Annotated in this window: 20 protein-coding genes; 10 read left to right on the top strand and 10 right to left on the bottom strand. The window is 62.5% G+C overall.

What is annotated here, in order from left to right:
• Positions 1 to 29 precede the first annotated feature (29 nt).
• From JI748_RS03410 to JI748_RS03440, 7 genes are all read left to right on the top strand, one after another.
• The gene (locus JI748_RS03410; protein WP_201635088.1) at positions 30 to 314 is read left to right on the top strand and encodes a hypothetical protein; all 285 of its coding nucleotides are present in this window, start codon (positions 30 to 32) and stop codon (positions 312 to 314) included.
• Positions 315 to 569: 255 nt separating this feature from the next.
• Entirely contained in the window at positions 570 to 890 is a 321-nt protein-coding gene (locus JI748_RS03415; protein WP_201635090.1) for a hypothetical protein, read from the top strand.
• A gap of 57 nt (positions 891 to 947) precedes the next feature.
• Positions 948 to 1,583, top strand: coding sequence for a c-type cytochrome (locus tag JI748_RS03420; RefSeq protein WP_201635092.1), 636 nt, complete (start codon positions 948 to 950; stop codon positions 1,581 to 1,583).
• Positions 1,584 to 1,586: 3 nt separating this feature from the next.
• Positions 1,587 to 2,474: a c-type cytochrome gene (locus tag JI748_RS03425; protein WP_201635094.1), complete on the top strand. Its 888-nt coding sequence runs from the start codon at positions 1,587 to 1,589 to the stop codon at positions 2,472 to 2,474.
• 56 nt (positions 2,475 to 2,530) lie between these two features.
• On the top strand, positions 2,531 to 2,905 hold the full coding sequence (locus tag JI748_RS03430) for a hypothetical protein (RefSeq protein ID WP_201635096.1): 375 nt from the start codon (positions 2,531 to 2,533) through the stop codon (positions 2,903 to 2,905).
• A 29-nt stretch (positions 2,906 to 2,934) separates the two neighbouring features.
• Entirely contained in the window at positions 2,935 to 3,396 is a 462-nt protein-coding gene (locus JI748_RS03435; RefSeq protein WP_233280604.1) for a DUF305 domain-containing protein, read from the top strand.
• A gap of 84 nt (positions 3,397 to 3,480) precedes the next feature.
• Entirely contained in the window at positions 3,481 to 3,807 is a 327-nt protein-coding gene (locus JI748_RS03440) for a hypothetical protein (protein WP_201635098.1), read from the top strand.
• A 53-nt stretch (positions 3,808 to 3,860) separates the two neighbouring features.
• Here JI748_RS03440 and JI748_RS03445 read toward each other — a convergent pair whose 3' ends face one another.
• From JI748_RS03445 to motA, 9 genes are all read right to left on the bottom strand, one after another.
• Positions 3,861 to 5,279 carry a multicopper oxidase family protein gene (locus tag JI748_RS03445; protein WP_325166891.1) on the bottom strand — a complete coding sequence of 473 codons (1,419 nt, stop codon included), beginning with the start codon at positions 5,277 to 5,279 and terminating at the stop codon, positions 3,861 to 3,863.
• A gap of 88 nt (positions 5,280 to 5,367) precedes the next feature.
• Complete coding sequence (locus tag JI748_RS03450; protein WP_201635100.1) at positions 5,368 to 5,748, bottom strand: c-type cytochrome; 381 nt, start codon at positions 5,746 to 5,748, stop codon at positions 5,368 to 5,370.
• 5 nt (positions 5,749 to 5,753) lie between these two features.
• Positions 5,754 to 6,593, bottom strand: a complete 840-nt coding sequence (locus JI748_RS03455) for a WD40/YVTN/BNR-like repeat-containing protein (RefSeq protein ID WP_201635102.1) — start codon at positions 6,591 to 6,593, stop codon at positions 5,754 to 5,756.
• Between the two features lie 46 nt (positions 6,594 to 6,639).
• Positions 6,640 to 6,840, bottom strand: a complete 201-nt coding sequence (locus tag JI748_RS03460; protein WP_201635104.1) for a heavy-metal-associated domain-containing protein — start codon at positions 6,838 to 6,840, stop codon at positions 6,640 to 6,642.
• A gap of 151 nt (positions 6,841 to 6,991) precedes the next feature.
• Positions 6,992 to 7,456 (bottom strand): Panacea domain-containing protein, encoded by a 465-nt coding sequence (locus JI748_RS03465; protein WP_201635106.1) that lies wholly within the window; start codon positions 7,454 to 7,456, stop codon positions 6,992 to 6,994.
• Positions 7,456 to 8,286: a hypothetical protein gene (locus JI748_RS03470; protein ID WP_201635108.1), complete on the bottom strand. Its 831-nt coding sequence runs from the start codon at positions 8,284 to 8,286 to the stop codon at positions 7,456 to 7,458. The genes JI748_RS03465 and JI748_RS03470 overlap by 1 nt, the downstream gene beginning before the upstream one ends.
• Positions 8,287 to 8,403: 117 nt before the next feature.
• Complete coding sequence (gene cueR / locus JI748_RS03475) at positions 8,404 to 8,865, bottom strand: Cu(I)-responsive transcriptional regulator (protein ID WP_201635110.1); 462 nt, start codon at positions 8,863 to 8,865, stop codon at positions 8,404 to 8,406.
• Positions 8,862 to 11,420: a heavy metal translocating P-type ATPase gene (locus JI748_RS03480; protein WP_201635112.1), complete on the bottom strand. Its 2,559-nt coding sequence runs from the start codon at positions 11,418 to 11,420 to the stop codon at positions 8,862 to 8,864. The genes cueR and JI748_RS03480 overlap by 4 nt, the downstream gene beginning before the upstream one ends.
• Before the next feature lie 143 nt (positions 11,421 to 11,563).
• Positions 11,564 to 12,427: a flagellar motor stator protein MotA gene (gene motA / locus JI748_RS03485; protein ID WP_201635114.1), complete on the bottom strand. Its 864-nt coding sequence runs from the start codon at positions 12,425 to 12,427 to the stop codon at positions 11,564 to 11,566.
• Positions 12,428 to 12,562: 135 nt separating this feature from the next.
• On the opposite strand from motA, the gene JI748_RS03490 reads away from it, so the two are divergent.
• Positions 12,563 to 12,847, top strand: coding sequence for a hypothetical protein (locus JI748_RS03490; protein WP_201635116.1), 285 nt, complete (start codon positions 12,563 to 12,565; stop codon positions 12,845 to 12,847).
• A gap of 30 nt (positions 12,848 to 12,877) precedes the next feature.
• On the opposite strand, the gene JI748_RS17590 is transcribed toward JI748_RS03490, so the two are convergent.
• A complete protein-coding gene (locus JI748_RS17590) occupies positions 12,878 to 13,309 on the bottom strand; it encodes a class I SAM-dependent methyltransferase (RefSeq protein ID WP_407644944.1) in 432 nt (143 codons plus the stop codon).
• Between the two features lie 294 nt (positions 13,310 to 13,603).
• Here JI748_RS17590 and JI748_RS03500 point away from each other — a divergent pair, with 294 nt between their 5' ends.
• Positions 13,604 to 14,113, top strand: a complete 510-nt coding sequence (locus JI748_RS03500) for a DUF305 domain-containing protein (protein ID WP_201635120.1) — start codon at positions 13,604 to 13,606, stop codon at positions 14,111 to 14,113.
• A 108-nt stretch (positions 14,114 to 14,221) separates the two neighbouring features.
• A complete protein-coding gene (locus tag JI748_RS03505) occupies positions 14,222 to 14,545 on the top strand; it encodes a hypothetical protein (protein ID WP_201635121.1) in 324 nt (107 codons plus the stop codon).
• Positions 14,546 to 14,574 lie beyond the last annotated feature (29 nt).

The raw sequence follows: 14,574 nt of genomic DNA on the forward strand, positions 1-14,574 counted from the left end.
GTCCCGATAGTCAGCGTCGCAGGCCCTCCATGAATATCACCTTCGATCCGTTTCATATGCACGCAGGGCTTGCGGTGTTCTTCGTAACCCTTGCCGTGATGCGTAAGACAGGCTCGACGCTGATCCCCTTGCTCTCCGTAATAGTCGTGGAGGTCATACTGCTTTGGCCTGGGCTCACCGGTCCGGAGTCGGAGGGCAGGATAGCACTGAATGCGTTTCTGTCGGCGATCATCTGGCCTTTTGTCATTTCCGTGCTGGGGCAGATTGGCTTCCTCGAGGCGTTGATGACACCACGCGAAAGCCCGCGTCGATAGCGAAGCCCTCGCCTCGTTTTCGCTAAGGGGTTCGCTGCTAGGTTATGAAGGCCGCTTTGGTGAACGCGGAGTGCGTTTCAGTAGCAAGGGCCAACCAGAAGGCGTTCACCTAGGTTCGGAACAAGCTCACTCGTCCTTCGCGGAAGACCTACTTCCGTGGAATATCAAGCTGCAGATGCAGTCGGAATTGCGAGAATGCCACGGGAAGGTCATATTGCTCGTGTCGAAGCGAAGAGTGTCACGAGAGATTCGCGCTTGAAGCTGCTCTGCTCCATCGTCAACACCACGGCCCTGATCATCGTCCTCCTTATGGGCGCGATCTCGGTGCATGCCGACGAAGGCGCACGTTCAGGCCATACTCATTTCGAGGTGGCGGATATGAGCTCACATGGCGCATCCGAAGATGACCACCCCGGTTCGGGTGAGACCGCCATCCATTGCGGTGCTCCCATCCTTGCCGCTGAGCCGGTGAGCGTTCATTGCGCCTTGCGGGCCGACAATGTGGTCTACTTCGGCGACGACCCGGTCACCGAGCTTTCGCTGTCGGTGGACGCGTCGCGGCCCCCACGTACCTGAGCCGCTTTTTCGGACGGCAGCCGCGCCAGCGGCGATCAGGCAACGTGGAAATCCAGAATGAAAACGAAACTATCCCTCCTAGGGCCGCTGGCCTTCGGACTCCTGCTGACGGGCGCCATCGCGGCGTTGGGGCACGGCGGCGCCACCGGCATCGTCGGCGAGAGAATGATGGGCATGATGATGCTCGGCGAGCAGATCAAGCTGATGGGGCCAGTCGTCGAGCAGCCGTCAGCCGGCGATGTTCAAACGCTGAAGACGGCATCCGAGATGATATCCATGCATGCCGGGCGGGCGATGACCGACCTGTTCCCGGAAGGCAGCCTCGACGCGCCGAGCGAAGCCCGCCCCGAGATATGGGAGCGATGGCAGGAATTCTCGGCCTATGCGACCGAGCTCGGCACGCTCGGTGAGGAATTGGGTGCCTCCGCGGCGGCGCTGGGAATGCCCGCTCTACCCGACCCCGTTCCAAACCAGACGTTGGCTGCGGTTCCCGAGCCGGTTCTATCGGAATGGGAGCGGATGGACTTCGAGTGGTTGATGGGCATCGCGCCTCAGCAGGAGGCCATCATCGACGCCGTCGCCACCGGTTCGATCGCGACCCCGGAGCCGGAGCCGGCGGCCCGACCGGTGAGCCAGGTCTACGCCGACATCGCCGCCACCTGCGCGGCATGCCACGCCGCGTTCCGGCGGTGACCCATGAATCGTCTTGCCCTTCTTCTGGTCGCGGCCCTGGTGGCCGCCACCGGTACGGTCCTGGCGCTCGAGAATTGGCCCATGCCGGCTGCACCAGCCCTTGCGGACATGGTCGGCGACCCGAAGCGCGGTGCCTATCTTGCCCGGCTCAGCGGCTGCATCACGTGCCACACGACCCCTGGTGCAGCGCCGCTCTCGGGAGGACAGGGGCTCGTCTCCAAGTTCGGGACGTTCTTTGCCCCAAACATTACCGTCGATCGCGCAAATGGCATTGGCGAATGGACCTTCGCGCAGTTCGTGCGGGCGGTTCGGCAGGGTATATCGCCCGATGGGGAGCCCTACTATCCTGCGTTTCCCTACGAATTCTACGCCACCCTGACGGACCAGGACATGGCGGACCTGTGGGCCGCGGTGCAGCAGACGCCTCCCTCGGACAAGCCGTCCCGAGAGCATGAAGTCGGTTTCCCGTTCAACATCCGCGCCGGGGTAAAGCCCTGGCGCACGTTCTTCGAACGACCGGTGCAATATGCCGTGGATCCCGAAAGAACGAGCGAGTGGAACAGAGGCCGGTACCTGGTCTGGGGGCCCGCGCATTGCGCAGCCTGCCATGCACCCAGAAACATGATCGGTGGGCTGCCTGACAATATGGAACTGGGAGGTGATCCCCAGATGCAGGACGGAGGAAGATCACCATCGCTCACGGCAAAGGACCTGACAGCACGTGGCTACACCAAGGGTCGCCTATTGGAAGCCCTGCGGACCGGCATCACGCCGGATGGCGACGTGTTCGGCGGATCGATGGCGGAAGTCGTGCATGGAAGCACCAAATTCCTGCTGGACCAGCATCTGGAGGACATCTCGACCTATCTTCTCGATCTGGGTAGGCAATAGGTGCTTGGAACATGTTGATCGCAGGAACCGTTCGCATTCGGGGGAGTTGGTCCTCGATGCTCCGACATGAATACGTTTCGGCTTCCAAGGCAGGTATGCGCGCGATGATGGCGATAATGTTCGCCGTCGTCCTGAGCATGACCCTGCACCATGGCACCATGGCCGTCGCAGCCGAACAGCCCACCGGTCATGCCTACTCCATGGCGGGACACCACGGCGCCGAGGAATGCGTCGGGGTATGCGGCGACGCCCACGAGCTCCTTGTCTGCTGCGGCATGGGTCTTTGCCTGTCGGGGCTTCCCGCCGCTCCCCACACCACGGTTCCGATCGAGCTGCAGGCGAATTACGCCTCCGAACCTCGAACCATCGAACCCCGCCGGTCGACCGACCGCATAGACCGACCGCCGAAGTCCCTTGATCGAGCTGCCTGAAAACCCTCAACTCGTTTAGGAACAAACAAATGAACATCAAGACCACTCTCCTCGCCGGCGTCGTTCTGGTCGCCACCTCCGCCTCCGCCTTCGCCCAGGATGCGATGGCCGGCCACAACATGGCAGCGATGGGCGGAGACGCCGCGATGGGCGCCGAGCTGCCCGACATCTGCAAGTCTGCCGAAGGGATGGCGGGCGACATGTCCATGGAAATGAACCATGACATGGACCAGGCCCACATGGACCTCATGGCCGGCATGGACGCCACTAACAAGCAGATGATGGACGCCATGATGGTCGAGGACATCGACGTGGCGTTCGTCTGCGGCATGATCCCGCATCATACCGCGGCCATCAACATGGCCAAGGCCGAGCTCGAGCACGGCGACAATGCCTGGGCCAAGGAGATGGCAACCAAGATCATCGAGGCTCAGGAGCAGGAGATCGCCGAAATGGTCGCCTGGCTCGAAGGCGAAGGCGCCAACGAGTAGTCGGAACCCGGAAGTGCGCCTATGGCGCACTTCCATCCCTAAGGTCGGTAACGCCTGCATAAGACGCCGGTGCTAGAAGCAGGCATGCTCAACACTCTGAAGACCGCGCTGACGCAGCTCCTGCACCTTAGCCGCGACGCGCTTCATATCCATCTCGGCCTGGGGATATACCTCGTCGCCATGCTACTGCTGCGTCGCGGCCCCACAAGTTGGTTGCCGTGGCTCGTGCTGTTGGCATTCGAGCTGTTCAACGAGTTGCTCGATACCTGGCACCATGGACAGATCCAGGTCGATGTGCTCGGAAGCACCAAGGACATCCTGAACACCATGCTGTGGCCGACCTTGCTGCTGATCGCGGCGCGTCTCTGGTGGGTCAAGCGCGGAAGGCCGTCTACCGACACCGGCCTGTAAGCGAGCCTTTCGCGAGCTTACGGTGATTTCTCCCTCTCGGTCGCAGCGATCGCTCAGATGTAGACCAGTTCTGACATCATGCCGGCTGCCATATGGTAGAGGTTGTGGCAGTGGTAGAGCCACCGTCCCGGATTGTCGGCATCGAAGGCCACGGTGACCGTGCCCATGGATGGCACCAGTACGGTATCCCGAACCGCGCCTGCCAGAGGACGCCCGTCGATCCCGACCACCTGGAAGTGGTGGCCATGCAGGTGCATTGGATGGGCCATCATGGTGTGGTTCATCAATTTCAGCTCCACCCTTTCTCCGGCCTTCACCTCGAGCGGCTTTCGTCGGGTCCAGTCGCGATCGTCGATCGTCCACGAATACGGCGCCATGGATCCGGTCAGCATCACGGAAAGGGTACGGTCTGCCACACGTGCCGAAATAGGCTCGCGGGAACGGAGCGCATGTTCGAGTGAGAGATCGACGGCGGCCTCGAGGTCGTCGACCTCACCGGCCAGTCGCGCTGTCGACGTGCCTGGCGCGGCAAGTATCATACCCGTGCGAGCTCTACCGCCTTCGCGGCGCGCAAGCACCGGGACGGTGGCGCCGGCAGGCACTTGCAAGACAATGTCGAGGCGCTGCGCCTGCGCGATCGGGAAACGCGAACCGCTGACCGGTAGGACCTCGTTGCCGTCGACCGCGACGACTTTGCCGGTATGCGGGCTCAGATCGATCCAGAATGCCGTGGACGCAGCACCGTTGATGATGCGCAGGCGCACTTTGCCATTCCTTTCGGTCTTTACGATCTGCGGATCGTCGAGCGTTCGGTCGTTGGCGAGAAAGGCGTCGTACTCGACATCGTTGAGGTCCATGGTGCCCGTAGCCATCATCGCATCCATGTCCATGGAGCCGCCATGGTCCATGCCCGACATCGCGCCATGATCCATTTCGCGGGCTCGAAGGCCCGCGAGAATTTCTTCGGCGTTTTTGAAGGAGAAATCGTTCAGCATCACGACGACATCCTGGACGTCGTCCCGCAGCTCCGACGCTGATTTGACGATGAGCGGCGCAGTCAGGAGCGCCTGCTCCTGGAGCTCATGGTGCGAGTGCATCCAGTGGGTCCCGGGACGGGCGGCGAAGTCGAAGGCGCGCCCTTCACCTGGCGCCAATGGTGTTACGTAACCGGTCTCGGCGATGCCGTCCGCTTCCGGGGCAGGCACCTGTCCGTGCCAATGAACCGTGGTCGCCTCGGCTAGGTCGTTGACCAGGTCCACGTGGAAGCGGTCGCCTTCGACCAGGATGCCGGAATTACCTGCCGTGTCGGTCACACCGAATACTTGGGCGCCGCGACCGGCGACCTCGATGCTCCGGCGACCTACCGTCAGTCTGGTCGCCGGAACCGCCGCGAAGGGCTTGCTGCCACCAAGGAGAGCAAGGGCAGCGCCTGCTGCCGTCGTTGCAAGGAATGAGCGGCGGTTCATGGTCATGGTGGTCTCCTTGGAAGAATGACCATCGTGCGCCTTGCCACGGTGGCAGGGTCAAGCCCTCGCTTGCTTCCGTATAGACCGACGAAGGCTAGGGGGAAGCGGCGGAGCGAGCGGCCTGGCTGGTGCGCTCACGCTCGGGCCAAGTGCTTTTGATGTAGTCGAGGATGGCGATGATCTCGGGCTCGCTCAACGTCGCCCCGAAGGCAGGCATATCCGTCTCGTAACCGGGAGCGATCGCCGACAGTCCATCCCTGACGATTCGCAACAACTGCTCGTCGGAATGATGCCAGGTGTGGCCGGTGGCGTCATGCGGCGGCGCCGGAAGCCTGCCGTTCGGCAGCCGCACCATCCAATCCGGTTGGCCCTGCAGCTCTACGCCGTGGCAAGAGGAGCAGTTGTCCACGTAGAGCGCCTGACCATCCATCTGCTGCGACAAAGTAGGGGTGGCCAGGAAAGCCGCAAGAGCCATCCATCTCACTTCAGGAAGTCTGACCACGATCGGCCACCATCGACGCTGGAGAGCAAGCGACTCTCGGCAGTCACGGCGACCAGCAGCTCTGGTTCTGCCGGATCGAACGCCACGTGCAGCAGCACTTGGTCGGGCAGGGCGGCGACGGGCTCGAGCATCGAGTCCCGGAGAGCGAAGAGGCCTTCGCCCGCGACGAACGCGTAAAGTCGACCTTCGGGGGAGACCTCGACCATGGTCACCGGACCGCTCTTCGCGGCGATCGGAGACCACGTGACCCCGGCATCGAGGCTCTCGTGGAGGCCGAGCATCGTCCCCGCATAGAGATGGCCGGGGTCGCCGTCGGCCGCAGCCAGATCGATCAGGTCGTCGGGGCCCGGGCCGGATAACCTCCAGGTCCGTCCGCCGTCGCTGCTCACCTGGATGCCTCCGTAGGAGCCGTAGATCACCTCGGCGTCCGCAGGGCTGACAGTCATGGCATGGAAGTCGACGGGTTCGTCGTTGGCGCCATGCGAGAGGTGCGACCACGTAGCTCCTGCCCCATCGGCACCGATGATGCCGATGTTCCCGCCGACAATCGGATGGCCGCTGGCGAATAGCCTCCCGTCGCGGGAAGCGGTGAAACCCATGAAGTCGTCTGCCTGCGCGGAAATCATGCGAGCCATGCCGGTGGGATCGACAGCGAAAAGGCCGTCGTGGGTGGCGAGCAGCACGTCTTGGCTTCCGGGGGGCAGCACCACACCATGGATATGTTTGAGCTCGCGGCCAGGAACGGGCGGGACATGCTGGGACGCCGCCACCGCAGCCGTCATCGCCAGGGCAGAGATCGTCGCGGTTGCAGCTCTCAATTAGATCTCCTGTGCAAACGGGCGGGCGTAAGCCCGCCCAGCCGAGTCAAGCCTGAAGCTGACCGGTGTAGCCTGCCTCGTCTATGGCGGCGGCGAAATCGACCGCTGGCTTGTCGCTGCTAATCTGCACCAGGCGCGTACCGAGATCGATCTTGACCTGCGCAGAGGCGTCGACGCCCTTCACGGCTTTTTCGACCGTTGCCGCGCAGTGTCCGCAGGTCATGTCATTCACTTGAAAATCGGGCATCACGGAAACTCCTTCGTTGTTCCTTCCCCAAATGTGGGGTCTCCAACGGTAGGAAGGTCAAGGGCAACAAGCGATTCTGCTCAAAACGTGTGGCCTCAACCTTCAGCGACGCATGGAGAGCTGCGTCGACGATCGACAAGGGTCTCTGCGGTCAGCCCAGAGATCTATAAGTCTCGGCAGCGCCGATCAGATCCAGATCCTTGCCCTTGGTGCCCGAGATCACCGGAAAAGTTGAATAGACGAGCTTGATGAATCCGTCGAAGCCCAGCTTCCTCGTTTCCGCGATCACGTGGTCTAGGATTTCCCGTTCGCTGCTCGACAGAGTCACCGAGAGGTCCTCGTCGACAAGCTCTATCCTTTCGCGGCGGTTGCCGAACATGGTGTGTTCCTTCCGGACCTCGAACGCTGGGTCCTCGAGAGCCATGTTGTGGATGTCGTCGACATACGGACCGTAGTGGTTGAACCTCCACCTGATGTCGGTGATCGGCGCGCCGTGATCCAGGGCTGCCTTCCAATCTGCAAGATAGACCATCTTCGTCAGCCTGGCCTTGGAAAGCTCGTCCTTGTGCGGATAGTTCTTGGCATAGTATGCCATGACGCTTCGAAGGTCGGCCATCAGAACCCCCTCGTCTTCGCGAACCTGAGTTCGGGTTCGCGGATACGCATGCTCTCGAGGAACCGCGAGGTCTCCTGACCCCAGGCCCCGGTGCAGCGCTCCCTCAGATCCAAGTCATCGAATCGGTGCGGCGTCTCGCTCTCGAAGACGATAATGGCATTCCTCTCCGAAGTCGCGGGATGTTTCAGGACGTGGGCCGCTATGGAACGCGATTGCATCCGCAAGGCGTTGGTCACTCCGATCGGCAGCCGCCACGTCTTATTGTTCTGCTCCCGATATCCTGCCAAGTCGGCCTTCGGGTCGGGCAGGTCCGCCACGCTCGCGAACCCTTCGGCAGAATTCCAGGCGGCCCCGATCACGCCTTGGTTCGCCGGATATACGGTCCGTCCGGGTGCCGCATATTCGGGGCGTTCGGCGTACCGCCCCACCATGGTGAACTGGCCTTCCTCGAACCGGTAGACGCTGATGCGGTCGGCGCCGCCGAACTCCAGCTGATCTGCGATCATTCGCAGCTTGGTCGTCCAGAGCTCGAAATAGTCCTTGCCGAAAGCCGCGACGACACCCTCAAGCCGAGACACCTCATCCTGCAGCCTCTCGCTTCGGGTTTCGAGATCGGGCGCTCCCTTGAGTCCCATCCAAGTGACCCAGCCGATAAAGATCGTCGCTGCAACTGCAAGGAAACGGAGCCAGGGGTCCTGCTTGCCGTCCGCAACCACGCGGATCAAGTCGACCGCGAAAAGCAAGCCGATGGCGGACATGAAAAGTAGGATCGGCAGTCGCCGCCTGTCGAGGAACGCGCCGAAGCGCTGGAATATTCCGCCCGTTTCCAATCAGAGTCCCTCGACTTATCTCGTCTATCTAAACGAGATTTTCTGGAAATCCGAAATTCTTCGACGTTGTTGGGATCGACTGCCAACAGGATTCAGTCGATCCCGGCTGTATGGTGGTCAGGCATGGGTCCGGTCGGGCGGGATGTCGGTCACGCCGAACCTCGGCTTGCGCTTCGTGGGCGGCGCGGGGGCTGCCTCGGCGAAGCCCTCTATGATCGGGCAGTCCGGTCTGCCATCTCCATGGCAGTTGTCCGCGAGGTGGCGCAGCGTCTCGCTCATTGCCTGAAGGGCCTGCGCCTTCTCGTCGAGGACGCGGATGTGCTCCAGCGCTATGGCCTTGACGTCGGCGCTGGCGCGGGAGCGGTCTCGCCATAATGCAAGTAGGTCGCCCATCTGCTCCGCGGAGAACCCCAGGTCGCGCGCCCGGCTGATGAAGCGCAGCGCATGGACCTCGTTGTCGGAATAGACCCGGTAACCCGAACCGGTCCGAAGGGGTGCCGAGATCAGGCCGATCGATTCGTAGTAGCGGATCATCTTGGTCGAGACGCCGCTGGCCTTGGAGGCTTCGCCGATGTTCATGATACGGGTTCCACTGGGTTGAAGGTGATGGTTTCCGCCGCGGGGTGGGACGCGGCAGCGGATGATTGCAAGGGCGGAGCGAACCCCCTGAGGCGCAGGGCATTCCCGAGCACGAAGACGCTGCTCAACGCCATGGCGCCCGCGGCGAGGACCGGAGAGAGCAAGGTCCCGTTGACTGGATAGAGCAGGCCGGCGGCTACAGGGATCAGGATCACGTTGTATCCGAATGCCCAGAACAGGTTCTGCTTGATGTTGCCTATCGTCGCCTGGGAAAGGGCGATCGCGTTGGGAACACCACGCATGTCGCCGGACATCAGCACCACGTCGGCGCTCTCGATGGCGATGTCCGTGCCTGTCCCGACCGCCAGGCCCACGTCGGCTTCCGCCAGGGCAGGTGCGTCGTTGATGCCGTCGCCAACGAAGGCCACGGTGCGACCGCCAGACTTGAGCCTTCGGATGGCCGCGACCTTGCCGTCGGGCAGCACCTCGGCCACGACCTCGTCGATGCCGAGACCGGAGGCCACGGCGTGGGCGGTCCGGGCATTGTCGCCGGTGATCATCGCGACCTTGAGGCCCAAGTCATGCAGTGCCCGGATGGCTTGGCGCGACGTTCCCTTAACAGGATCCGAAACCGCGATGACGGCAGCCAGTTGCCCACTGATCGCCGCGTAAAGCGGGGTCTTGCCCTCATAGCCCAACCGGGACGCTGTCGTGTTGAAGGCGGCAACATCGATGCCAGCCTTGGTCATGGCACGGTCTGCGCCGATGAGGACCGATCGTCCATCCACATTTCCGATGACGCCGAAACCGGGTTCCGCAGAGAAGCCGTCGACGGGACCACGCACAAGCCCCTCCGCTTCGGCAGCGGCAACGATGGCATCGGCGATAGGGTGCTCTGACTTCGCCTCGACGCTGGCGACGAGACGCAGCACTTCCAGCCGCTCGAACCCGGTGGAGACTTCGATGTCGGTGAGTTCGGGCCGGCCCTCGGTCAGCGTGCCCGTTTTGTCGAGTGCCACCAACTGAGCCGAACGCAAGGTCTGGAGCGCTTCCCCCTTGCGGAAGAGGATGCCCAGTTCGGCGGCACGACCGGTACCGACCATGATTGAGGTCGGCGTCGCGAGCCCCATGGCGCAAGGGCAGGCGATGATCAGGACGGCGACCGCATTGACCAAGGCGAAGGTGAGGGCCGGCGACGGGCCGAAAACGAACCATGCGGCGAAGGTGAGGAGCGCCGCACCGATCACAGCCGGTACGAACCACGCCGTCACCTTGTCCACCATGGCCTGGATCGGCAGCTTCGAGCCCTGTGCGGCTTCCACCAGCCGTATGATCTGGGCAAGAACCGTATCGGCCCCGACCTTGGTGGCCGTAAAGCTGAACGCCCCTGTCTTGTTGATAGTGCCGCCGACAACCTCCGAGCCCGCCGACTTGCGGACAGGCACCGGTTCGCCGGTGATCATCGATTCATCGACATAGGAGTCGCCGTCGATTACCGTGCCATCCACCGGCACGCGGTCGCCCGGGCGGATCTCGAGGAGATCGCCGGCAACGACTGTCTCCAGAGGCACCTCCGAGGCGACGCCGTTCCTGACCAAACGAGCTGTCTTGGGCTGAAGAGTGACGAGTCGCTTGATCGCCTGACTGGTGCGCCCCTTCGCCCTCGCCTCCAGGAAGCGCCCGAGCAGGATCAGGGTCACGATCACCGCGGCGGCCTCGAAATAGACGTTGCGGGTACCTTCAGGCAGCCAGCCGGGAAGGAACGTGGCCACCACCGAGTAAAGCCAGGCGGCGCTGGTGCCCAGGACGACGAGCGAGTTCATGTCCGGCGCGAGACGGAAAAGGTTGGGAATGCCCTTGCGGAAGAACCGCAGGCCGGGACCGAACAGCGCGGCGGTGGCCAGAGCGAACTGAAAATAGAGGCTGTTGGCGTGCCCGACATCCATCATGATCCAATCATGAATGGCCGGGATGAAGTGCGACCCCATCTCCATGGCGAAGAGAGGTATGGTCAGCACCGCGGAAACCGCGAGCGAGTTCCGGAGGCCAACGAGTTCAAGGGCCCGACGGTCCTCCTGCTCCGCGCCGGGTGAAACCGTTGCGCGCTTCACGACATCGTAGCCGCGAGCGCGTACCGCCTTCTCGAGCTGATTGCGGCTGACGGTGCCCGCTGGATGCGTCACGACGGCCTTTTCGGTGGCGAGATTGACAGACGCCGATGTCACCCCGGGCACGGCGGCCAAGGCCTTCTCCACCCTGGACACGCACGAGGCGCAGGTCATGCCCTCGATCTGCAGCTCGGTCGTCTCCGAACGAACAGCGTAGCCTGCCTTCTCGATGGCCGAGACCACACCCTCCAGATCCGGCGGGCCCGCGAAGTCGACCGTGGCCTTTTCCGTGGCGAGGTTGATTCTGGCCAAGGCAACGCCCGGCACCGCACGGACGGCCTTCTGCACGCGGGAGACGCACGAGGCGCAGGTCATCCCTTCCACCTGGAAGTCGAGCTTGGCGGCGGCGGTACCGACCGGGGTCTGAAGATCGGATGCGAGCGACATTTCAACAGTCCTTCTGATCGACTGTCGACATAGGTAACCCTTCCAACGATTGGAAGGTCAAGAGGCCTTAGGATTAGATACGGCAGGCAGAAGAAGTGAAGGCCCGCCTGAGCGAGCCTTGCTTGAATGATATCGAACCTGGCTCATGCGGTGGCGGGGAGGTTCTGCGTGGCGGAGTCGACTTCCTCGAACGACGGGCGGACATCGGTCATCAGTGCCTTGCGGGCGAACTCGATTGCCATCACAGGCGGCTGCCCCGAGATATGTGCCAGGAGACCGGTCTTGAGCGACAGGAAATACTTGGATTCCGCCTCGTATGTGCCCCGGAGCGATTGGGCCATGGGGCCGAAGAGGCCGTAGGCGATGAACACGCCGAAGAAGGTACCGACCAGGGCGCCGCCGATCATGTGGCCCAGGATCTCCGGCGGCTCGTTGATCGCGCCCATGGTCTTGATCACGCCGAGAACGGCGGCGACGATTCCCAGGGCAGGGGTGCCGTCCGCCAGGGACTGCAGGGCGCCCACCATGCGCTCCTGCTCCTGATGGTGGGTCTCGAGCTCCTCGTCCATCAGGGCTTCCATCTCGTGGACGTTGTTGGTGCCCATGGTCACCATGCGCATGTAGTCGCACACGAACTCCACGGCGTGGTGGTTCTTGGCGAAGGTCGGGAAGGCGTTAAAGAGGCTCGAATTCTTCGGGTCCTCGACGTGAGGTTCTATGCCGAGGATACCCTTCTGCTGGATCAGCTTGTACATCGCGAACTGCATGCCGAGCAGTTCGAGATAGGCCTTCTTGTTGTAGGCAGGACCCTTGAAGATCTTGCCCAGCATCGAGAGACTGCCCTTGAGGACCGCGCCCTGGTTGCCGATGATGAAGGCGCCGATCGCCGCCCCGAGGATGATCACGTATTCCCAGGGCTGCACCAGCACCTCGAGGTGCCCGCCCATAGCGGCGTAGCCGCCGAACACGCAGACGAGGATGACGACAAGACCGGCCAGGAGACGCATGGATTACTCGTGAGGTTGGCCCGAAGCCCTGTGTAACCGGGATGCAGGCGTCCTCCGTACTCTCCGTCAGTAAGCTTAATCTAGCGTAAAGGGCATCCGTCGCATGGTGCGTGGGCATCAACGACGGGGGCCGCCATGAACGTCACCTTCGATCCTTTCCACATGCATGCGGGTCTGGCGGTGTTCTTCGTCACCCTTGCTGTGCTGCGCAAGACCGGATCGACCTTGATCCCCCTGCTTGCGGTCATCGTCATGGAGGTGGTTCTGCTCTGGCCCGGATTGACCGGTCCGGAGGCGGAGGGGCGGGTGGCACTGAACGGCTTCCTGTCGGCCATCATCTGGCCCTTCGTGATCACCGTGCTGGGCCAGCTCGGACTCCTGGAGGCACTGGTCACGCCGCGAGAGCGTCCCCGTCGATAGCGCCGGCGCGTATTCGACCTCGATACCTATTCAAGAACGCTGGGAGCGACGCCAACGCAGGCAACCCGCCCAGCGCTCCAGCACGACGTTCAGCGGCGTTTCCGATATCGCCCAGAGAATGTGCCGCCCCAGGATCACGTCCACGCCTACGTTCGGTAATGTTGGCCTTGCCGCGTCGCCTACGAGGAAGTCGACTTGGAGCTCGGCGTCCCGCGCCTTTTCGATGGCTCGCTGGATCATGGCGGGCGAGAAGTCTATTCCCGTAACCTGATGTCCTGCTTCCGCGAGCAGTAGGCTCAGGCTTCCCGTTCCGCACCCCACGTCCAGCACACTGCGCCTCTCGGGCAGCAGCCGATCGAGCAGTCTTCGCCAGCCGTCGCGAACCAGTGGATCTTTCAGCCCGTGGTCGACCGCCTGGTCAAAATTCGCTGCTTCGTTGTCCCAGAACGCCTTGGCCTCGATCTCCGCCTCCTATGGCTGCGCCTGCCTGCCACTATTGGCCAGCAGATGAACGTAGGATCGTAATGATATTTGTCCGGGAAAATCGCGCCAGATCGGGCGCACGGTTTTGTCGAAACGCCCTGCCCGGGCTGCTCGTCGTGGCACACTGCCGGTTGGCCATGACCTATTGACCTTGCCACCGTGGAAACCTTTACGGTGGCAAGGTAAACCGTCGCCGGCGTCCGCAGGCGGTGATGGTCCGACATCACCCGGCAGAGCCGACAAAACCCTGACCAAGGCATCGAGGAGACGACCATGACAGACCATGCTCAACATTCGGGACCAGGTCATGCCACCCATGGGGCAGGCGGTCACAAGGGGCACGGGCGTCCGTACCTCATGTTCTGGATCAACATGATCCTCGGCTTGATCGTCATGTACGTCGTCATGTTCTCGATGATCGACGGGTGGCCAGATTTCCGGAACAACGTAAACATGTTCTACATGGCCGTGACCATGTGGGCGCCGATGGGCATATTCATGCTGGCGACGATGCCGGGCATGTTCCCGAACCGCAGGATGAACATCGTTCTCTATGTCGCCCTCGCTCTGCTCACTGTGCTGTCCTTCTGGGGAACGAGGAGCCAGGCCTTCATAGACGACCGCCAGTTCGTCGACAGCATGATCCCGCATCATTCCGGAGCCATCCTCATGTGTCGCGAAGCCGACCTCGAGGATCAGGAACTCGTCTCCTTGTGCGCGGAGATCATCGAGGCGCAGCGCCGCGAGATCGAGCAGATGGAAGCCATCGGCGCGAGGCTGTGATCGCGAGGTCCTCAGCGCTCGGCCATTGCGTCAGGCTTTCGCATTGTCGCCCGATTTCTCCATGATAAGCGGATGCCTCAACCGGCCATGCCCCGTTCGTGGAAACCAATGTCGATCGCTCAACTCGCCCGTGCGCTTCTGCCTGCATTGTGCGCTGCCATGATCATGGTCCTGTCGATGCCGGTGAACGCGACAGTAGCGCTCGACGGTTCAGTGGTGGTGGACGCCTATGGTCACCAGCATCACGACGACTGCGGCAACGAGCCTCTTCACGCCATAGGGTGCTGCACGGTGGCACTATGCGTGCCTGAAGGAACGGCAGGGGCAGACGAACCCTATGCTGCAAGGCTCGACCACGGCCTCCATCTCGATTCGATTGCTGCCGTCGCAACTGTGTTCAGCGATCTTTTCCGTCCTCCTCGCATCGTTTGAAGCTGTGGCCCGGGCTCCGGGCCGGCAAC

Source organism: Devosia rhizoryzae (assembly GCF_016698665.1).
Classification (GTDB): Bacteria; Pseudomonadota; Alphaproteobacteria; order Rhizobiales; family Devosiaceae; genus Devosia; species Devosia rhizoryzae.